16 protein-coding genes are annotated in these 19,923 nt (G+C 54.9%); 13 read left to right on the top strand and 3 right to left on the bottom strand.

Annotation, left to right across the window (positions count from 1 at the left end):
- The first annotated feature begins 81 nt into the window (after positions 1-81).
- The 3 genes from RA157_RS16285 (at position 82) to RA157_RS16275 (ending at position 5,273) form a co-directional block, all read left to right on the top strand.
- Positions 82-1,434 (top strand): TolC family outer membrane protein, encoded by a 1,353-nt coding sequence (locus RA157_RS16285; RefSeq protein WP_350334174.1) that lies wholly within the window; start codon positions 82-84, stop codon positions 1,432-1,434.
- A 226-nt stretch (positions 1,435-1,660) separates the two neighbouring features.
- A complete protein-coding gene (locus RA157_RS16280) occupies positions 1,661-2,449 on the top strand; it encodes a PopZ family protein (protein ID WP_350334173.1) in 789 nt (262 codons plus the stop codon).
- A 154-nt stretch (positions 2,450-2,603) separates the two neighbouring features.
- Entirely contained in the window at positions 2,604-5,273 is a 2,670-nt protein-coding gene (locus RA157_RS16275; protein ID WP_350336230.1) for a valine--tRNA ligase, read from the top strand.
- 99 nt (positions 5,274-5,372) lie between these two features.
- On the opposite strand, the gene ppk2 is transcribed toward RA157_RS16275, so the two are convergent.
- Positions 5,373-6,386 carry a polyphosphate kinase 2 gene (gene ppk2, locus RA157_RS16270; RefSeq protein ID WP_350334172.1) on the bottom strand — a complete coding sequence of 338 codons (1,014 nt, stop codon included), beginning with the start codon at positions 6,384-6,386 and terminating at the stop codon, positions 5,373-5,375.
- Positions 6,387-6,727: 341 nt separating this feature from the next.
- Here ppk2 and RA157_RS16265 point away from each other — a divergent pair, with 341 nt between their 5' ends.
- Entirely contained in the window at positions 6,728-7,591 is an 864-nt protein-coding gene (locus tag RA157_RS16265) for a tetratricopeptide repeat protein (RefSeq protein WP_350334171.1), read from the top strand.
- Positions 7,592-7,597: 6 nt separating this feature from the next.
- Here the strand turns inward: RA157_RS16265 and xth are convergent, their stop codons facing one another.
- Positions 7,598-8,380: an exodeoxyribonuclease III gene (xth, locus tag RA157_RS16260; RefSeq protein ID WP_350334170.1), complete on the bottom strand. Its 783-nt coding sequence runs from the start codon at positions 8,378-8,380 to the stop codon at positions 7,598-7,600.
- Positions 8,381-8,676: 296 nt separating this feature from the next.
- On the opposite strand from xth, the gene RA157_RS16255 reads away from it, so the two are divergent.
- Both RA157_RS16255 and RA157_RS16250 read left to right on the top strand, forming a co-directional pair.
- Complete coding sequence (locus RA157_RS16255; RefSeq protein WP_350334169.1) at positions 8,677-9,585, top strand: alpha/beta hydrolase; 909 nt, start codon at positions 8,677-8,679, stop codon at positions 9,583-9,585.
- A 112-nt stretch (positions 9,586-9,697) separates the two neighbouring features.
- The gene (locus RA157_RS16250; protein ID WP_350334168.1) at positions 9,698-10,735 is read left to right on the top strand and encodes a DUF1402 family protein; all 1,038 of its coding nucleotides are present in this window, start codon (positions 9,698-9,700) and stop codon (positions 10,733-10,735) included.
- 14 nt (positions 10,736-10,749) lie between these two features.
- Here the strand turns inward: RA157_RS16250 and erpA are convergent, their stop codons facing one another.
- Entirely contained in the window at positions 10,750-11,082 is a 333-nt protein-coding gene (gene erpA, locus RA157_RS16245) for an iron-sulfur cluster insertion protein ErpA (protein ID WP_350334167.1), read from the bottom strand.
- Positions 11,083-11,175: 93 nt separating this feature from the next.
- On the opposite strand from erpA, the gene RA157_RS16240 reads away from it, so the two are divergent.
- From RA157_RS16240 to RA157_RS16210, 7 genes are all read left to right on the top strand, one after another.
- Positions 11,176-12,423 carry a deoxyguanosinetriphosphate triphosphohydrolase gene (locus tag RA157_RS16240; protein ID WP_350334166.1) on the top strand — a complete coding sequence of 416 codons (1,248 nt, stop codon included), beginning with the start codon at positions 11,176-11,178 and terminating at the stop codon, positions 12,421-12,423.
- 66 nt (positions 12,424-12,489) lie between these two features.
- On the top strand, positions 12,490-14,250 hold the full coding sequence (gene argS / locus RA157_RS16235) for an arginine--tRNA ligase (RefSeq protein WP_350334165.1): 1,761 nt from the start codon (positions 12,490-12,492) through the stop codon (positions 14,248-14,250).
- Between the two features lie 66 nt (positions 14,251-14,316).
- Complete coding sequence (locus RA157_RS16230; RefSeq protein ID WP_350334164.1) at positions 14,317-16,146, top strand: SPOR domain-containing protein; 1,830 nt, start codon at positions 14,317-14,319, stop codon at positions 16,144-16,146.
- A gap of 12 nt (positions 16,147-16,158) precedes the next feature.
- Positions 16,159-17,175 carry a beta-N-acetylhexosaminidase gene (gene nagZ, locus RA157_RS16225; RefSeq protein WP_350336229.1) on the top strand — a complete coding sequence of 339 codons (1,017 nt, stop codon included), beginning with the start codon at positions 16,159-16,161 and terminating at the stop codon, positions 17,173-17,175.
- A gap of 45 nt (positions 17,176-17,220) precedes the next feature.
- Positions 17,221-18,018: a segregation and condensation protein A gene (locus tag RA157_RS16220; RefSeq protein WP_350334163.1), complete on the top strand. Its 798-nt coding sequence runs from the start codon at positions 17,221-17,223 to the stop codon at positions 18,016-18,018.
- Positions 18,019-18,030: 12 nt separating this feature from the next.
- A complete protein-coding gene (gene scpB, locus RA157_RS16215; RefSeq protein WP_350334162.1) occupies positions 18,031-18,741 on the top strand; it encodes an SMC-Scp complex subunit ScpB in 711 nt (236 codons plus the stop codon).
- Positions 18,742-18,765: 24 nt separating this feature from the next.
- Positions 18,766-19,863 (top strand): ABC transporter ATP-binding protein, encoded by a 1,098-nt coding sequence (locus RA157_RS16210; RefSeq protein WP_350334161.1) that lies wholly within the window; start codon positions 18,766-18,768, stop codon positions 19,861-19,863.
- Positions 19,864-19,923: the final 60 nt, after the last annotated feature.

Here is a 19,923-nt window from a genome sequence, read left to right as displayed (position 1 = left end):
ATTTAGAATTGGTTAACCATGTTCAGTAAGGGTGACTGTGGACCTGATATCGTTCGCGGTCCTTAGGATTTGAGGCTCAAAGTGTATATTCGGATCGTGACAGCGGCTCTTCTGTCCAGCCTTGCATGGCCTGGGACAGTATCTGCGGAAACCCTGCCATCTGCTCTGGCTGCTGCTTACAGCAAGAACCCGACATTGAATGCGGCGCGTGCCGGTGTCCGGGCAACCGATGAGGGTGTGCCACAGGCATTGTCAGGTTATCGTCCTACTGTGACGCTCAATGGTGATGTGACCGCGACGGATACGAATGCTCCGGGTGGTGTCGGGCGCAGTCAGGATGCTGGCGTTTCTCTGAATATTATCCAGCCTATTTTCCGTGGATTTCGGACTGTAAACGCAACAAAGGCTGCTGAATCTTCCGTTCTTGCTGCACGTGAAGGCCTGCGCAATACGGAACAGACCGTGTTCCTGAATGTTGCAACCGCCTTTATGGATGTGGTGCAGGCGACAACAGTCGTTGGATTGCGTGATCAGAACATTGCCTTTCTGAAAGAACAGCTGCGAGCTGCGCGCGAGCGTCTGAATGTCGGTGAAGGCACCCGGACTGATGTTGCCCAGGCCCAGGCCCGTCTGAGCGCTGCTGAATCACAATATAACCTGGCAAAGTCAGATCTGATTACAGCCCGCGCCAGCTACAGACAGTTCGTTGGTCACCAGCCGCGGTCTCTGCGACCTGGTTTGTCGATCAGCCGTTTCCTGCCTCGGTCTCTTAATCAGGCGATGGATCAGGCCTTGGGTGGTCATCCTGCTATTCTGTCCGCTCTGCACAATCGTGACGTTGCGGCTTTCAACGTGGATACAATCCAGGGCGAGCTTTATCCCACAGTCACGCTGGAAGGCTCTGTTTCCCAGAGATATGGCCTCGATTCCGATACCAATCCGGATGACATCCGCTCTGCTAGCATTGTAGGGCGTCTGAATGTCCCGATTTATCAGGGTGGTTCTGTTTACTCCCGGGTTCGTCAGGCCAAGCAGCAACTCGGCCAGAGCGAGCTTGAAGTGGATGTGGCTCGTGATCAGATCAGGGCTGCGGTTCTGTCTTCCTGGGGAGCTTTCGATGCGGCCCGTGCCAGTGTCATTGCGGCGCGTTCTCAGGTTCGTGCAGCTCAGCTTGCTCTTGAAGGTGTGATTGAAGAGCGGAAAGTCGGACAGCGCACCACGCTTGACGTGCTGGATGCACAGAGCGAGCTCATTGATGCGAAAATTGCGTTGAGCCAGGCCCAGCGGGACCGTGTGGTCGCCGCGTTTTCCCTGCTTTCATCTGTGGGAACGCTTGATGCCGGGTCCCTCAATCTGCGGGTTGCTGTTTATGAGCCTGAAGTGCATTACGGCAAGGTTCGTGACAAGTGGTTTGGTCTGAGGGTGCCGGAATAGGCATGGTCCGCGTCTGGAACACTCTCTGGGCGACGCATTAGCAGTTACAAGATCTAGTGGTTCTTTATGCGGGTTGGTGCGACTTCTAGCAGCGATCGCAGAAAGATATCCACGGGTTCTTTCTGCTGACCGTTTCATCTTTCTTAACCAGCCCGTATAGTTGAGGGGGGCGAATCAACGCAGATTCGCGTAACTGATAGAGCGGCCAAGCCTCTTCGGGGGGATCATGAGTAAAGCGGATGCGGTCCAGGAACCGTCGATGGAAGAGATTCTGGCTTCCATTCGGCGTATTATATCCGATGAGGAAACTGGAGCTGGCGAAACTGCGGCAGTAGAGACTGAACCGGAGGCTGATATGGCTGAAGGTCTGGAATCTGCAGCTGATGAAGATATTTCCGAAGACGACCTCGAAAAGCTGTTTGCTTCTGATGGTGGTGATACACCTGAATCTGAAGGTCTGACGTCTGCGGCTGATGAAGATATCTCCGAAGATGATCTGGAGAAACTGTTTGCCGCTGATGGCGGGTTCGATGCGCCTGAACCGGAGCCTGCACCTGCCGTTGAGGAGGAGCCGGAAGACGAGCCGCTTGACCTCTCCCTTGAAGCTGAAATCGATGAGGAACCTCTCGAGCTTGTAGAGGAAATGTCGCCTGAAGAAGACGATGTTGTTTTCTCTTTTGATGAAGCAGAGCCGGAGCCCGAGCCGGAAGTCGTCGACGAAGCGCCGGATATGACGGATATTGCACTTGCTGCTGCAGCGAGCCTGTCTGACGAGAAGCTCGAGGCCGCTGCGACCGAAGCACTTCTGTCACCGCAGGCCAATGCGGCTGTGTCTACCGCTTTTGACAATCTGGCGCATACAATCATTTCCAGCAATGCACGGACGATTGAAGACCTCATTCAGGAGATGCTTCGTCCGATGCTGAAAGGCTGGCTGGATGATAATCTGCCTGGTATCGTAGAGCGGCTTGTGCGGGCTGAGATCGAACGTGTTTCCAGAGGGGCGCGGCGCTGATCGTGCTTTGATAAGGCCTTTGCTTTATCCGTTCCCCGGAGACTTTTCTCAAAAAGACGGTCTTCTGTGCGTTATCCCTATGGATGCGTGTTGACAGCGTTCGATCGCTGTTATTTACAACAGCACTTGGACCTTACAGATCTGGTACATGATGATGTTGGATAAGACTTTTGATGCGGCCTCCGTTGAGCCGCGCATTTATGACGCGTGGGAACAGGCTGGAGCCTTCAAGGCTGGTGCTGGCAAGAAAGACGGGCAGGACAGTTTCTGCATCGTGATTCCGCCGCCCAACGTGACCGGATCTCTGCATATGGGTCATGCACTGAACAATACGCTTCAGGATGTTATGTGCCGCTTTGAGCGTATGCGTGGCAAGGATGTCTTGTGGCAGCCTGGTACGGACCATGCCGGCATTGCAACGCAGATGGTTGTTGAGCGCCAGCTGGCCCAGCAGAACCTGCCTGGTCGACGTGATATGGGTCGGGATGCATTCATTGATCGTGTCTGGCAATGGAAGGCTGAATCGGGCGGAACCATCATCAACCAGCTGCGTCGTCTCGGAGCGTCATGCGATTGGTCACGTGAACGGTTCACCATGGATGAGGGGCTGTCGCAGGCCGTTCTGAAGGTCTTTGTCGAGCTGTACAAGGATGACCTGATCTACCGGGACAAGCGTCTCGTCAACTGGGATCCTGTCTTCCAGACTGCTATTTCAGATCTTGAAGTGGAGCAGAAGGAAGTCGACGGCCATATGTGGCACTTTGCCTATCCTCTGGTCGATGGGCCGGTTGATGGCATTGAGGAAATTGTTATTGCGACCACGCGCCCTGAAACCATGCTGGGTGATGGCGCGGTTGCTGTTCATCCTTCGGACGAGCGCTACAAGAATCTGATTGGCAAGATGGTCCGCCTGCCGATTGCCGAGCGCCACATCCCGATCATTGCCGATGAGTATCCGGACCCTGAATTCGGCTCCGGTGCGGTGAAGATTACTGGTGCGCATGATTTCAACGACTTCGAGGTGGCCCGACGTCATGACATTCCGCTGATTGTTCTGATGGACAAGGAAGCGCGGATGATCTCGACGCCGGAAAACCATGTTCCTGAGCGTTATGACGGGGTTGATCGCTTCGAAGCCCGGAAGATGGTGCTGCAGGAAATCGAGGAGCTGGGTTTCTTCCGCGGTGTTGAAGACAAGGTCATTGCTCAGCCGTTCGGTGACCGGTCCGGCGTTGTGATTGAGCCGATGCTGACAGACCAGTGGTATGTCAATGCCGGTGAGCTTGCCAAGCCTGCCATTGCGTCGGTCAGAGAAGGGCGGACAGAGTTCGTTCCGAAAAACTGGGAAAAGACCTACTACGACTGGATGGAGAATATCCAGCCCTGGTGTATTTCCCGTCAGCTCTGGTGGGGGCATCAGATCCCGGCCTGGTATGGCCCGGATGGCAAGGTGTTTGTCGAGCTGAATGAGGCTGAGGCGCAGGCCGCTGCTGATGCCCATTACGGTGAGACAGTGGAACTTGTTCGGGATGAGGATGTTCTGGATACGTGGTTCTCGTCCGCGCTGTGGCCATTCTCAACACTTGGCTGGCCGGAAAAGACCCCGGAGCTTGACCGCTACTATCAGACCGATGTTCTGGTAACGGGCTTTGACATCATCTTCTTCTGGGTTGCCCGGATGATGATGATGAGCCTTCATTTTATGAAGGAAGAACCGTTCCATACGGTCTATGTGCATGCTCTTGTCCGTGACGAGAAGGGTGCCAAGATGTCCAAGTCGAAGGGGAATGTGATCGACCCTCTGGAACTTGTTGATGAATATGGTGCCGATGCCGTGCGGTTCACTCTTGCCGCCATGGCGGCCCAGGGCCGCGACATCAAGCTGGCAACAGGACGTGTGGCCGGATATCGGAATTTTGGTACGAAGCTCTGGAATGCGGCCCGTTTTGCCGAGATGAACCAGTGTGTTCGTCAGGCGGATTTTGACCCGTCTTCAGTTCAGCTGACGGTGAACCGCTGGGTTGTCACGGAAGCCGCGCAGATGATCGCGTCTGTTTCTGAGGGCATCGAGACCTATCGCTTCAATGATGCAGCCAATGGTCTCTACCGGTTTATCTGGAATATCTATTGCGACTGGTATGTGGAACTGATCAAGCCGATTCTGAATGGCGATGACGAAGTTGCAAAGGCGGAAACGCGAGCAACATCGGCTTGGGTTCTCGACCAGATTCTTGTCGCACTTCACCCGTTCATGCCCTTCATGACGGAAGAATTGTGGGCACGGACAGGCAATAGCGATCTGGTCTGCTTCCAGTCATGGCCAGACGTCGAGGCCACAGATGACGGCTCAGCCGAAGAAATCAACTGGCTGATTGATGTGATCACGTCGGTTCGTTCTGTGCGGTCGGAAATGAACGTCCCGGCTTCTGCCAAGGTGCCGCTGGTTTTTGTTGGCGCAGACGAGCTGACCAAAACCCGCCTCGGGCTGCATGAGAATGCACTGGCCCGGCTGGCGCGTACCGAGAGCGTGTCCCTGTCTTCGGAAGCACCTGAGGGGTCCGCGCAGATTGTTGTCGGAACCACAACGGTCTGTCTGAGCCTTGCCGGGGTCATCGATCTGGACGCAGAGAAGGCCCGGCTTGAGAAAGAGATTGGCAAGATCGAGAAAGAGATCGTCAAGCTTGACGGCAAACTGGCCAATGAGAAGTTCCTGTCCAAAGCACCGGCTGAGGTTATTCAGGACCAGCGGGACAGACGGGATGAGTCTGCTCAGCTTCTTGCTAAGGTCAAAGAGGCGCTCGGGCGTCTCGGCAGTGCTGCCTGATATCACGATCCGGATACAGAAACAAAAAGGGCGACGCTTGTGTGAGCGTCGCCTTTTTTCTTGACTGGAAGGATACGTAGCACTTTTGCGCAACACGCTCTAATCCGCTGTGCCCGGGTGTAGTGATTTGCCCAGAATATGCTCGTTCTGACCGATTACATGGGCACTGTGCCCAACGATCAGTGGGTCAGGATCGTGTACGATTTTATTGTTCTTGTTCGGGTAGGGCAGGTTTGACAGGAAGTGCTGCATGCAGTTGAGACGCGCGCGTTTCTTGTCGTTCGACTTGATGATAGTCCAAGGCGCATCCGCTGTATCCGTATAGAAGAACATGGCTTCCTTGGCCTCGGTGTAGTCATCCCACTTGTTCAGCGATGCCTTGTCGATCGGAGACAGTTTCCACTGTTTGAGCGGGTCGGTCTCGCGGGATTCGAAACGGTTAAGCTGTTCGTCCTGGGTGACCGAGAACCAGTATTTGAACAGGCGAATTCCTGAGCGGACCAGCATGCGCTCCAGATCCGGCGTCTGGCGCATGAATTCCAGATACTCATTCGGAGAGCAGAAACCCATCACCCGCTCCACGCCAGCGCGATTATACCAGGACCGGTCAAACAGCACAATCTCACCGGCAGAGGGAAGGTGCTCGATATAGCGCTGATAATACCATTGTGTCTTTTCCCGCTCCGTTGGTTTGGTCAGAGCGACAACGCGGGCAGCACGCGGGTTCATATGCTCCATAAAGCGTTTGATTGTGCCACCCTTACCGGCGGCATCCCGGCCTTCGAACAGGATAACCACCCGTTCGCCTGTTTCTTCCACCCAGCGCTGGACCTTGAGCAGCTCAACCTGAAGCGCGGCCTTGCGGCGCTCGTAAAGCGACCGCTTCATCTTGGTCTTGTAGGGATAGACACCCTGCTCAAAAACCTGAGCCGATGCGGGCACTGACAGATCCTGTGGCACTGTCTCTGAATTCTCATCAGAGATCTCTGCCACGACCTCTTTGGCTTCTTCCAGCGCAGGCATGGCGGCTTCGGTTGGGGCCTCTGTTTCAGTCTCTACAACAGACGTTTCTTCTGTCTGAGGCTGACGGGTGTCTTCGATCCTGTCGTCCATAGTGAATCCCTCCTGATCACAACAGTCTATGTCAGGATAGTTGCGTTTCCTTGAATGTGTGGACCATGACTTGAATCAACCCCATCGAAAGTTCCCGTTTGAACCGGTGTTTGTTACATTTTTGCAACGCTTCGAATTTAATGCGCACGATGCCTCATTCCCTCTCCATAAGCGCCGACATTCGGACACAAAGTGGGGTAAGTGTAGGTCAACGACAGATCGAAGCCTGATCGGTACATGAGTGAGATGTTTCGTACGATTTGGCTTTGTTTAACCGACAGCCTCTAGAATGGTTCGGAGTGGGCAGCTCCAGCTGCCTGATGCCGAAGGACTTGATTTGAATGGCACTGCGTAGATCCCGATTGATGCTTGCAGCCGGTCTGGCCGGGCTGATGTTCTGCGCGCCTGCGTCTGCGTTTGATGGCTCCGTTGACCAGAGCGATGGAACCGAATCAACGCGGGACGCTTTCATGTCAGGAACGCGTGCCTATTATTCAGGCCGCAAGGACGAAGCTTTCAAGGCCCTGCAATATGCAGCAGAGCAGGGGCATGCCATCGCTCAGTGGAAAATCGGCAAAATGTATGCCGAAGGCGATGGTGTTGATGAGGATGATGGCAAGGCCTTTGAGTACTTCTCAAGGATTGCCAATGCTTATGCGGAAGACCCGCCAGCATCTCCCAGATCCCGCTTTGTGGCCAATGCCTTTGTGCAGCTTGGCTCCTACTATATGACGGGCATTCAGGACAGTGCTATCGAGCCCAATGTACGCCGTGCTCAGAAGTTCTATTCCTATGCGGCGTCCTATTTCGGCGATGCGGATGCGCAATATCGCCTGGCGCGAATCTATCTGTCTGATTCTGACAATGGCCGTCCGAAAGACCTTCGTATGGCCGCCCGCTGGTTGAAGCTTGCAGCCAAGAAAGGGCATCTGCGGGCCCAGGCTGAGCTAGGTGATCTGCTGTTTCATGGTGTGGACGGGCGTCGCAATCCGATCCGTGGCCTCAAATGGCTGACGATCGCCCGCAAGAGTGCCAAAGGATCCCGTCATCAGGACTGGATCAGGGAACGTCATGAAGAAGCCTTTTCCCTGTCTGAAGAAGTGATCCGCAGACGTGCTGTGGAGCTTGCTGATGACTGGTTGATTGCTCACCGGCCGGATGAATCCGATGGGCCGTTCTCAATTACATTCAGCGTATCTGAGTAAATCTGTTCAGACGTCCAGCTTAATCCAGACTGGTACATGATCGGATGGTTTTTCCCATCCGCGGGTGTGTTTGTCGATCTGGCATGTCTGCAGGCGATCTGCAGCTTCCGGTGACAGCAGGAGATGGTCGATGCGAATGCCGTTGTTTTTCGGCCATGCGCCAGCCTGATAATCCCAGAAGGTATACTGACCCGGCTTGTCATTGACCGCGTAGAGAGCATCCGTGAGGCCAAGTGACAACAGCTTTCGATAGGCTGCATGGCTTTCCGGGCGGAACAGGGCATCGCCTCTCCAGGCATCGGGGGCATGAACATCCGCGTCAGCGGGAATAATGTTGTAGTCACCGGCCAGCAGGAATGGCTCCTCCAACTCAAGACGCCCCTTGGCAAACTGGTACAGACGTTCCATCCAGGCCAGCTTATAGGGATACTTCTCCGTATCGACCGGATTGCCGTTTGGCAGATACAGCCCGCCAATCCGGAGTGGCGTCGATGGTGTTGAGACGAGGACCTCGATAAAGCGGGCCTGTTCGTCGGATGGATCGCCGGGGAGGCCGATCTGCTGCTCTTCAATCGGAAGCTTGGAGAGGATGGCAACACCGTTGAAGCTCTTCTGGCCATGAACAACGACGTTGTATCCCATGTCTTCGAATGTAGAGGAGGGGAACCCTTCGCTCACAGACTTGATCTCCTGAAGGCAGGCGATGTCCGGCTGTGCCTCTTCCAGCCAGCTTTTCAGGTTCTGGATCCGAGCCTTGATGCCGTTGATATTCCAGGTGGCTATTTTCATCGATCGGGATCCTGAGCAGGTAAGAGGCATGATGAGTCGTCACCACAGATTTGTATCGGTGTCGACGGTCAGCCTCAAGAGAGGGACTTACTTTAAGGCAATAAACCGGATGTGATGAGACCGCGCTATCGCGCTTTGCAATTCATCAGTACGGTGAATTTACTGATTCGACTTGGCTGGTCTGCTCTTTCTTGTATTGTTTATCAAGCTACCACAAACGGGTTGCGGTTTAGTGGCACTCTGCCGGCTGTTTTGAGGGATGGATTCGCGTGTTTTGGGGAAATCAGGCAGAACGCATGATCAGACATAGCAAGATGTTCACTGCTTTTGTGGGTGCTGTTGCCCTCGCACTGGTCGCCGGATGGGCGAGCGTTGCATCGGCTGCAAGCCTGAAGCCCTATAAGGACGATTTGTTCGCTTATCCGCATGTGGTTGAAAGCTACTACAATGGCGATTACGTCCGTGTCGGATATGACAAGCGCCGGGACATTCACAAGCGGGATGAGGTCCCCGAGCGCCGGGTACAATCCTATTATGTTTCGAAAAAGCCGAACTGGTCCCAGAGTGTTCAGACTGTCAAGGTCAACGGGCGCCCGGTGAAACATTACACGGTTGGTGAGACCGATCGTGCCCGGATGATTGTCTTTTACATTCATGGTCAGGGCGGCAATCGCCATCAGGGTGTCAATGACTGGACATTCGGCGGTAACTTCAATCGGATCAAGAATCTCATGGTCCGTAATGGCGGGCTGTATATTTCGCCGGATGTGCGTGATTTCTCCTCAGGGGGCGTTCAGGATATTCGTGGCCTGCTGCGCCACTATGGTGCACGCAGTTCTGGCGCTCCGATCTTCATTGCGTGTGGTTCGGCCGGTGGCGCTTTGTGCTGGGAGCTTGCCAAGGATGATATTGCGCGCTCGTTTATGAGCGGCATCCTGCTGATGGGCAGTAGACATGACGCGAGCATTCTACGCTCCAGCGTCTTTGCAAGCCGGAGAAACTGGCTGCCGATTTATATCGGCCACGGAACGAATGATAGTGTATTTGACTGGAAAGAACGGGAAAAGTTCTTCCTGAAAGTGCGGTCGTCTTATCCGGGGTATCCGATCCGGTTTACGCTTTTTGAAACGGGATCGCACGGGACACCGATACGCATGACCGACTGGAGATTGACGCTGAACTGGATGCTGGCCTACCGGCGGTGAATGCCTTTTCAACGTAACGTTTTATCCCGAGAACTTGAAGTGTGAACGAGGGGTGAAACGGTTTATATGGATAATGAACAGACAGCCTGCTGGGGTTTCAGAGTTGTTTAGGATGGGTTTCAAATTGGGTGCTGAGCGAATTTGCCGCTATGGTGTTCGCATCGGCTTGAGTCTGGCTTGTGCAGTTGCTTTTACCGTCTGGGAGCCTGGTGCACTGTCAGTCAGCGCTGCAGAGCAGAAGAAGAGCAAGACATCTGAGACCCGCAAGACTGGGCGGCGTCTGTCCAAGGTGCCGCCGGGCAACAGAAACAAGATTCAGCCCAGGATCCCGTTTATCTCGTCCAACCGGACACGGTCTCATAACAAGACCTTTGAGCAGAAGTTTGACCGTATTGTCAGAACATTGACCCGCGAGCATCGGCTCGTCCGGAAGATCAAGTCGGTTTCCAAGACCTATGGCATTGAGCCGATCCACATGGTCGGTGCGATTGTCGGAGAACACACCTATAATTACGACAATCTTGATACGCTGCAGGGGTATTACATCAAGGCTGCGTCCTATTTGAAACTGCCCATCGAATTCAAACACGCTGGCCACAATGTGGAGGATTTTGTTCAGCAGCCGCCTTTCCACCGGTGCAACAAGCTGAAACGCAGTTCATCAGTCTGGGCCTGTCGGGAACGGGTCTGGGACAAAGTCTATCGGGGTAGGCGCGTTGATGGGGTGAAATATAGCAGTCAGAAGTTTGGTGAGGCATTTTTCCAGCCCCTGTTTGCCGGACAGAGTTTCGGTCTGGGGCAGTTGCATCCGCTGACGGTTCTGAAAATGTCCGACCAGGTCAGCCGTATCAGCAAGTTCAAGAAGCTGAAAGAAACAAATGAGCGGGAGGTTTACCGGGCCGCCATGGACCCGGATCGATCCCTGCATTACATGGCCGCGATCATCAAGGATGCAATTACCGCCTACAGGACGGTGGGCAAAGTTGACATCTCGGGAAATCCGGGTGTGGTGGCCACACTCTATAATCTCGGAGACCCCTGGGCGCGGGCGCGCTCATTCCGGGATCGTGGTCGGGCTTATCCGGAAGAGAATTATTATGGCTGGCTGGTCAACGACCGGCTGAAGGAACTCTCGAAACTGGTCAAATAAGGCGTGTCTTGACCCTAAATTGAGAAGCTGGTTCCGCAGCCGCAGGATGCAACAGCATTCGGGTTCTTGATCTGGAAAGACTGCCCGATGAGATCGTCCACAAAATCTATCTCAGAGCCATCCATGTAGACAGCAGATACCGGGTCGATAAGAACCACGGCGCCGTCACGCTCCAGCACCGTATCGTCATCATTTCGCTCCGTTACCAGGTCGTAGTTGTACTGGAAACCGGAACATCCACCGCCAGATACGCTGATCCGCAGAACGGTTGCATCTTTCTCTCCAGACAGAATCGCTGCAATTCTGCGCGCGGCACGGTCGCTGAGCTGAACATTGTGCTCTGACATCGGATCATCTTCCCCAATGCAGCCTTTTGGCATTCTTTGACGCCTAATAAGGCTGGCATAAAAAATCTATGTCTCTTAATTAAGATCAGAATTATGGAAGTCAATCAACCTGGGGCGCATCTCATCGTGAAACCGCTCGGATATGGTGCGCAGCCGCGCGCAGATTATGCCTCTCTCCCGGATGAAAGCCGGGGGCGGCTTTTCCCTGAGTCAGAGAGCAGGACGCGCACACCGTTTCAGAGAGATCGGGACCGGATTATTCACTCAACGGCTTTCCGGCGCCTCAAGCACAAGACGCAGGTTTTTGTCTATCATGAGGGCGATCACTTCCGCACCCGACTGACCCACACTATTGAGGTGGCGCAGATTGCACGCTCTGTGGCGCGCGCCCTGCGACTTGATGAGGATCTGGCAGAGGCCCTGGCGCTTGCCCATGATCTTGGTCACACACCATTCGGTCATACCGGTGAAGATGCGCTTGATGAATGCATGGAACCCTATGAGGGCTTTGATCACAACGCCCAGAGCCTGCGGGTGGTGACCAGGCTGGAGCGACGCTATGCCGAATTTGACGGTCTTAATCTGAGCTGGGAGACGCTGGAAGGTCTGGTGAAGCACAACGGGCCACTGGTTGATGCTTCAGGCAAACCGCTTGGCAAGCGCGCCGGACCGCAACTGGCCTTCGGGTTTCGGGACTATCCGGATCTGGATGCGCTGGAGCTTACGACTTTTGCCAGCGCCGAGGCCCAGGCTGCCGCCATTGCAGATGATATCGCTTATAATGCCCATGATATCGATGATGGTCTGAGAGCCGGGCTGTTTACCCTGAACGATCTGAAGGAGGTCGATCTTCTCAGGGATATGATTGGAGATATTGACCGTGCCTATCCAGGGCTCGATTCTCATCGCTTCATTCATGAACTGGTTCGGCGGATTATCACTGCGCTTGTGGAAGATGTGATCGGCACTGCGATCAGGCGGATTGGGAGCCTGCAGCCAGCGACCTCCAATGATATCCGTCAGTGCGGTTTTATGCTTGTCGGGTTTTCGGACGCCATGGCGGCTCATGACAAGGCTATCAAGGGGTTCCTGTTCCCCCGCATGTATCGGCATGAGGATGTGATGGTGGTGCGCAGGCAGGTGGACCAGGTGGTTCGAGACCTGTTTGACCTCTATATGAAACATCCGGACCGTATGCCTGAAGAATGGTTCAGCGGTGCGTCAGGGATGGATGAGACTCTGCTGGCACGACGGGTTTGCGATTTCATTGCGGGTATGACGGACCGTTACGCTCTTCAACTTCATCGCCAATGGTTTGACGCTTCGCCTGATTTGGGTTAGGCCAACGCAAGCTTTCTATCGGCAGATGACAAACAGTCTGCTTCTTTCGACGAAATGTTGGGTTCCATGAACGTATTTGCGCTTTTTCAGGAAAAAGTCTGCGCAGCGGTTGGCGCTGCCGGTCTCAAGGCACAGGATGGATCGGCTTTGCCGTTCGACAGACTGGTTGTTGAGCCGCCGCGAGATGCCGCCCATGGTGACATGGCGACCAATGCGGCCATGGTGCTTGCCAAGCTTTGTGGCGCGAAGCCGCGTGACCTGGCAGAACAGCTTGTTGCTGAGCTTGAAAAAGACGCCGACATTGCTTCGGCTTCTGTAGCGGGACCGGGCTTTATCAACCTGACGCTTGACGAAGGTTTCTGGCGGGTGCATCTGCAGGCCATTCTGCAGTCAGGCGTTGATTATGGTCGGGCCGAGCTGGGGCAGGGGCGGAAGGTCAATGTGGAATATGTTTCCGCTAATCCGACCGGTCCCATGCATGTGGGGCATACGCGTGGTGCCGTGGTCGGCGACACGATTGCCAACCTTCTGGATTTTGCCGGATATAAGGTCACCAGAGAATATTACACCAATGATGCGGGCGCACAGGTGGATGTTCTGGCGCGGTCTGCCTATCTGCGTTACCGGGAGGCCAATGGCGAGGATATCGGCGGTATTCCTGAAGGGCTCTATCCGGGCGATTATCTTGTTTCCGTTGGTGAAGCGCTGAAAACCGAGTTTGGCGACAAGCTGATGAACCATACGGAAGTGGAATGGCTGCCGCTTGTGCGTCCACGGGCCATTGATGCAATGATGGCGATGATCAAGGATGACCTGGCCGCCCTGAACGTCAAGCATGATGTGTTCTTTTCCGAACGGTCTCTGGTGACTGGCAGTCGCGACCGTGTAGCGGATGCCATGGCTTACCTGAAGGGCCGGGATCTGGTTTATGAGGGAACCCTGCCACCGCCAAAAGGCCAGTTGCCGGATGATTGGGAAGATCGGGAACAGACCCTGTTCCGGTCAACAGAGTTTGGTGATGACATTGACCGGCCTCTGGTCAAGTCTGACGGCAGCTACACCTATTTCGGCAGCGATGTGGCGTATCACTTTGACAAGTTCGAACGTGGCTTTGACTATCAGATTGATATCTGGGGCGCGGATCATGGCGGTTATGTCAAGCGGATGAAAGCTGCTGTTGCCGCTATGAGTGAAGAGAAGGCATCACTGGATGTGAAGCTCTGCCAGCTGGTGAAGCTTTTTCGGGATGGCGAGCCGCTGAAAATGTCGAAGCGGGCCGGAACCTTTGTAACCCTGCGGGATGTGGTCGAGGAAGTTGGTGTCGATGCCGTACGGTTCATGATGATGTACCGCAAGCCGGATGCGCCGCTTGATTTCGATTTCAAGAAAGTAACGGAACAGACCCGCGATAATCCGGTCTTCTATGTACAGTATGCCCATGCGCGGACAGCCTCGATCTTCCGTCAGGCCCTCGATGAGATTCCGGATCTGGATGTCTCCCAGGAAGCTCTTTCCGGAGCTGATCTGTCTGGTTTGACTGATGAGGGAGAGCTGGGCTTGATCCGCAAGCTTGCAGAATATCCGCGGCTAATTGAGTCGGCAGCCCTTGCACAGGAGCCCTATAGGGTGTCATTTTACCTTTATGAGCTGGCTAGTGCGCTTCATGGGCAATGGAATCGTGGCAAAGAGTTGCCGCAATTACGGTTCATTAACCCTAAAGACAGAGAGTTAACACAAGCACGCCTCGTTCTCGTTCGGGCTGTGGCTTTGGTTATTTCATCTGGCCTCGCTATAATAGGGGTCAGCGCTCCGGACGAGATGCGTTGAGCGCCTAAACATCCCGCGGCCTGTTGAACGTTCAATAGGCCGCTTGGAGCAGACAGGCACTGACGAATGATAGATCGTAAATATCAAGATAGCTCCGCTCAGGCGGTTGAACCCGCTGAAGACCCTCTTGCTGAGCTGGCAAGAATTGTAAGCGAGAGCGATCCGTATGCTCAGCAGGCAGCCGAGCCGCTGCAGCAGGCCTCCGTATCCAATGCCCCAGTATCCACTACCTCGGTGACGGACCAGATCACGTCTGACCTTGAGGCTGAGCTGTTTGAAGAGGTTCGGGCTGCATATGATTCACGGGCGACCGGGCAGGCGGCCCCTCAGGCAGCCGCTCAGACCCCCCAGAGTTATGCGGATTATTCCCACGAGGATGCCGGACCGGGCGGGTATGACCAGGCGGGATATGACCAGGGTTACGCTGTCGATGATGGCGGCTACCAGCAGTCTGGTCATGGCGATGCTGCGCAGTCATCCTATTACCAGGCAGATAATGCGGCCGACGCTTATTCAGGGCAGGAGCAGGGGTATTACTCTGATCAGCCTGGCGCGTATGAAGCACCAATTATGCCGCAAGCCAGCACATACGGATATTTTGATCAGCAGGCTGGTGGCTCAACGCCCCAGGATGACGGCAACTTTGGTTCTTATGCTCCGGTTGATCTTGATTCTGCCTCAGGCGCTTATTCGGACGATCAGGATTACGACGCTTACGAAGAGCGCTCCGGTGTGCTGCCACCGCATTCAGATGATGTTCTGAGGTCTGCCCCGGTGTCGGAAAATGGTGGTCGTAAGGCGCTCTTTGCTGCTGGTGCTGTTCTGGCCGTTCTGGTTATCGGTGTTGGTGGCGTCTTTGCGTATCGCAGCTCCAGTGTTGATGCGACGACACCTCCGCCAATAATCAAAGCTGATACGAGCCCTGTCAAAGCTGTTCCGGACGATCCGGGTGGCAAGGAAATCCCGCATCAGAACAAAGCTATCTATGATCGCGTTGGCGGAGATAATCCGAATGCGGAACGTCTTGTCTCCAGCGAGGAAAAGCCCATTGATCTGAATACATCTGGTGGTGAGCGGTCAGTGACGCGTGTCATCAGCCTTGGTGGTGATCAGAACACTGGCACTGGCGAAGCCCTGCCGGGTGTCGCTTCAACGAGTGATGCCGGTATTCGAACAGGCTCGTCCTCTGAACGTATCGGCCCCAAAAAGGTTCGTACAGTTATCGTCAAGCCGGATGGCACGATTGTCGGCAATGAGCCTTCCGCGCCAAAACCGATCTCAACGACGACTGTGGCTGCCGTTACTCCGACAACTCCGGAAACAACATTGCCGTCGCCTGTCAGCCAGACGTCCCAGGTGGATGGCACGACAGCTGCTGCCAACGAGTTGCTTGGTCGTTTGAACGATGATGGTGTCGTCGAACAGGCTGAAGGTACTCCGGCCAATGTGCCGATCCCGCTCGCACGTCCGACACCGCCGCAGCCAGTTGTAACGGCAAGTGTTGCTGATACCACGCCTGTTGTGCAGACGCAGCCGGTGGCAGAAACGCAGTCTACTGTGACGACGCCCGCGGCTCCAACGGCTCCAGTGGCTGAGACGACAACACCGGAACTGACACGACCAGCCACGGGAACAGGCCTCAGGTCCGGTTATGTGGTTCAGGTCTCTTCCCAGCGTAGCGAAGATCAGGCTCGGAATGCCTACAGCAGTCTGCAACGCCGTTATCCTGGCCTGCTGGCCGTGCAGCCTGTTCATATCCAGCCGGCTGATCTTGGTGACCGCGGTGTGTACTATCGTGCAGGTGTCGGTCCTATGTCGACAAGAGCAGAAGCAATCAAGTTCTGCGAAAATCTGAAAGCTGCAGGCGCTGACTGCCTTGTTCGCCGCGTGCAATAACAAGCAGGGCGGATCGGCATGAAGGCTTTTATTTCCGGGTGTCAGGGGTATTCTCTGACGCCCGATGAACTGCAGTTCTTTGCGGATGAATGCCCCTGGGGACTGATTCTCTTTCAGCGAAATTGTGAGAGCAAGGCGCAGATCTCTGATTTGGTGCAGGCGTTCCGGTCTGCTGTTGGCAGGTCGGATGCGCCGGTTCTGATCGATCAGGAAGGCGGGCGCGTTCAGCGTCTGAAACCGCCTGTCTGGCGATTGTATCCCTCCGGTTCAGTCTATGCATCGCTTTATGAGCGTGATTTTGAGGCGGGTCTTCGCTGTGCCTGGCTCGGGACACGGCTGATTGCGGATGATCTGTATGAACTCGGGATCAATGTTGACTGCCTGCCTGTCCTGGATGTTCCGGTTTCAGGTGCTGATCCGATTATCGGGGATCGGGCTTATGGTCTTGAGCCAGAGCAGATTATCCGGCTGGCTGGTGCTGCTATAGATGGATTGCGGGCCGGTGGTGTCAGCCCGGTCATCAAGCATATTCCGGGGCATGGGCGGGCGAATGTGGACAGCCATCTTGCTCTGCCGCGCGTTTCCACAGATCGCGCGACGCTGGATGAGAGGGATTTCGCACCCTTCAGGGCTTTTGCTGATGAAGCGCTTGCCATGACCGCGCATGTGGTGTTTGAAGCCATTGACCCTGATGCTCCGGCCACCACATCGTCCCGGCTGGTTCAGGACGTGATGCGCCAGGATATCGGGTTTTCCGGCGCGATTATGAGCGATGACCTCTCCATGAAAGCCCTTAGCGGGACCATGGTTGAGCGGACTGAAGCTGTTTTTCAGGCCGGATGTGATCTTGCTCTTCACTGCAACGGCGATTTTCGTGATATGAAGGATGTTGCGAAAGCTTCCCCCCATCTGGATGGGGTGGCGCTTGAGCGGTGCAGTTCGGCTACCGCGCGCCTTGTCAGGCCTGAACCTCTGGATCGGGCTGCGGCTGAAGCGGAATTTGATGAACTGCTCGGTCGTGTAGTCTGATGAGAAGTGAGCGGGCGTTTGACGGAAGACAGCAAGGAACCGGGGTTGCCAGAGCAATCTGAGTTCGGTTACCAGCCGACAGCCGACAAGGCTGCGTCAGAACCCTCTCTTGTTGTCGATGTTGACGGATTTGAAGGCCCGCTCGACCTGCTGCTCAGCCTGGCACGATCCCAGAAAGTGGATCTCAGCAAAATTTCCATTCTGGAACTCGCAGAGCAATATCTCGGATTTATTGCTGAACTGCGACAGATGAGAATTGAGCTGGCGGCTGACTATCTGGTTATGGCTGCATGGCTTGCTTATCTGAAATCCCGCCTGCTTCTGCCCGAACCTGAAGAAGATGACGAGCCGAGCGGTGAGGAGCTTGCCGCTATTCTGGCCTTCAAACTGCAACGGCTGGAAGCTATGCGGGATGCGGCGCGGCGATTGGTCAACCGGGATCGCCTGGGGCGTGACGTGCACGGACGAGGGATGCCGGAGCAGGTTATTGTTGAAAGTCGCAGCGTTTTTTCCGCTACTCTCTATGACCTTCTGATTGCGTACGCATCCCAGCGTCAGCGTCAGTCCGTTTCCACGGTGCATGTGAGGCAGAGGAAAGTCTGGTCGCTTCAGGATGCGCGGGATATTCTGACCCGCCTGATGGGCGGGTTGAAGGACTGGACCCCCATTGACCGCTTCCTTGTGGATTATCTGGTAACGCCGGAACAGCGGGCTACTGTTCTCGCCAGCTCTTTTTCCGCCTCACTGGAACTGGTCAGGGAAGGGCAGTTGGAATTACGACAGTCGGAGCCTTTTGCTTCGCTCTATGTGAAGAAGCGAACGGATAGTGAAGATAAACAGTAAGGCCCGAAGGATATGAGCAACGTAACCCATTTTGCACCTGAGGAAGAGCGCCAGCATTTGAGGATGCTGGAAGCGCTGCTGTTTGCCTCGAAAGAGCCGCTGGGTGAAATTCTTCTGATCAACCGTCTGCCGGAAGGGGCAAATGTGCCGAAGTTATTGCAGGAACTGCAGACGGCGTATTCAGGGCGTGGGGTAAACCTCATTCGTGTGGCGGACAAGTGGGCGTTCCGAACGGCGTCTGACCTCTCCTATATGATGAAGATCGAGGCGGTTGAGCCGCGCAAACTCTCACGAGCTGCGTTGGAAACCCTGGCTATTATCGCTTATCACCAACCGGTCACAAGAGCCGAGCTGGAGGATATTCGCGGCGTTTCCATTTCCAAGGGCACACTGGACGTGTTGCTTGAGACGGGATGGATTCGCATGCGGGGGCGCAGGCGGACGCCGGGCCGTCCGATCACGTACGGGACCACAGAAGCGTTTCTTGATCACTTTGTTCTTGAATCAATCCGTGACCTTCCAGGGCTTGATGAATTGAAGGGAGCCGGGCTGCTGGAGACCGGAATACCGTCGAGTTTTTCCATCCCCAACCCGTCTGATGATTCCGAACTGACAGAAGATGAAGACCCTCTTGATGAGGAAGATTTGATCGATCTCCTTGACCTTTCCGATGAAAAGGACGACATGTCGGCCAAGGATGGGTCAGACTCGCCGCAGTCATGATCTGAACAACAGCATAAATGGATCATGGCGATACACGAGCATAGCTGGGGCGAGAAGGGGACGGCTGGTGTCAGCTTTGCCTCCGGACTGACATTTGAGGGTGTCGAGCATGCCTACGAGGGTGAACCATCCTTGAAGGGCATTGATCTGGATATTGCGCCTGGAGAGATTGTTTCCCTGCTTGGTCATTCCGGTTGCGGCAAGACTACTCTGCTGCGCATTGCCGCCGGGATTGAACGGCCTTCCTCTGGCCGGGTCCTTGTGGATGGTGTTGAGATCGCAGGAGGCAAGACCTTTGTTCCGCCTGAAAACCGGGGCATTGGCCTGATGTTTCAGGATTTTGCGCTGTTTCCCCATTTGACCGTCCTGCAGAATGTGACCTTCGGACTGAAAGGCCTGTCGAGGCATGACGCGCAGATGCGCGGCGAGCTGGCACTGGAGCGGGTTGGTCTCACCGTTCACAAGGATGACTATCCGCATGCGCTCTCGGGTGGTGAGCAGCAGCGGGTTGCTCTGGCACGCGCCGTGGCTCCGAGACCCAGTATTCTGCTCATGGATGAGCCATTCTCTGGCCTTGATCAGAGATTAAGGGATTCTGTGCGGGATGAGACTCTGGCTGTCCTGCGGGAGATGCGCGCGACCTGTATTCTGGTGACCCATGATCCGGAAGAGGCGCTCCTGGCCAGTGACAGGATTGTTTTGATGCGATCCGGTCAGATCGTTCAGTCCTCAACGCCCGAGGATATGTATAAAAATCCGAAGAGCCTGTTTGCCGCGCGGTTCTTCAGCCCGATGAACGAGATTGAGGGCTGGGTTTCGAATGGTGTCGTGAGAACGGCAGTTGGATATTTTCCGGCAAATGATCTCGATGAAGGGGCTGTGGTGACGGTTGGAATCCGGCCACAGGCCGTGAAAATTTCGGCGGCTGCCAATGGCCCTTACGGACGGGTCATCAGCCGTCGGTTTGCCGGTGAAATTGATCATGTGAATATTGCCGTCAGTGGTTTGGACAAATCACTGGTGGCTCATATGAGGGCCGGGCATTCGGTGGAGCCCGGAACGGATGTAAGACTGGAATTTGACAGCCGTGACGTCGTGGTCTTCCCGGCGATGGAAAAATAAACGGGATCGTCAAATGTGATATGTTGCGGTGCGTTGCTGTTTTTGCAATAGTGCGGCGCG

The organism is Coralliovum pocilloporae (genome assembly GCF_030845175.1).
Lineage (GTDB): Bacteria > Pseudomonadota > Alphaproteobacteria > Rhizobiales > Cohaesibacteraceae > Coralliovum > Coralliovum pocilloporae.
The sequence above is the reverse complement of the archived record's forward strand: the minus strand, read 5'-3'. Positions and strand labels throughout refer to the sequence as shown.

Coding starts and splice junctions, on each gene's coding strand:
- RA157_RS16280 (WP_350334173.1), top strand. CDS start 1,661: ATGAGTAAAGCGGATGCGGTCCAGGAACCGTCGATGGAAGAGATTCTG.
- RA157_RS16275 (WP_350336230.1), top strand. CDS start 2,604: ATGTTGGATAAGACTTTTGATGCGGCCTCCGTTGAGCCGCGCATTTAT.
- ppk2 (WP_350334172.1), bottom strand. CDS start 6,386: ATGGACGACAGGATCGAAGACACCCGTCAGCCTCAGACAGAAGAAACG.
- RA157_RS16265 (WP_350334171.1), top strand. CDS start 6,728: ATGGCACTGCGTAGATCCCGATTGATGCTTGCAGCCGGTCTGGCCGGG.
- xth (WP_350334170.1), bottom strand. CDS start 8,380: ATGAAAATAGCCACCTGGAATATCAACGGCATCAAGGCTCGGATCCAG.
- RA157_RS16255 (WP_350334169.1), top strand. CDS start 8,677: ATGATCAGACATAGCAAGATGTTCACTGCTTTTGTGGGTGCTGTTGCC.
- RA157_RS16250 (WP_350334168.1), top strand. CDS start 9,698: ATGGGTTTCAAATTGGGTGCTGAGCGAATTTGCCGCTATGGTGTTCGC.
- erpA (WP_350334167.1), bottom strand. CDS start 11,082: ATGTCAGAGCACAATGTTCAGCTCAGCGACCGTGCCGCGCGCAGAATT.
- RA157_RS16240 (WP_350334166.1), top strand. CDS start 11,176: ATGGAAGTCAATCAACCTGGGGCGCATCTCATCGTGAAACCGCTCGGA.
- argS (WP_350334165.1), top strand. CDS start 12,490: ATGAACGTATTTGCGCTTTTTCAGGAAAAAGTCTGCGCAGCGGTTGGC.
- RA157_RS16230 (WP_350334164.1), top strand. CDS start 14,317: ATGATAGATCGTAAATATCAAGATAGCTCCGCTCAGGCGGTTGAACCC.
- scpB (WP_350334162.1), top strand. CDS start 18,031: ATGAGCAACGTAACCCATTTTGCACCTGAGGAAGAGCGCCAGCATTTG.
- RA157_RS16210 (WP_350334161.1), top strand. CDS start 18,766: ATGGCGATACACGAGCATAGCTGGGGCGAGAAGGGGACGGCTGGTGTC.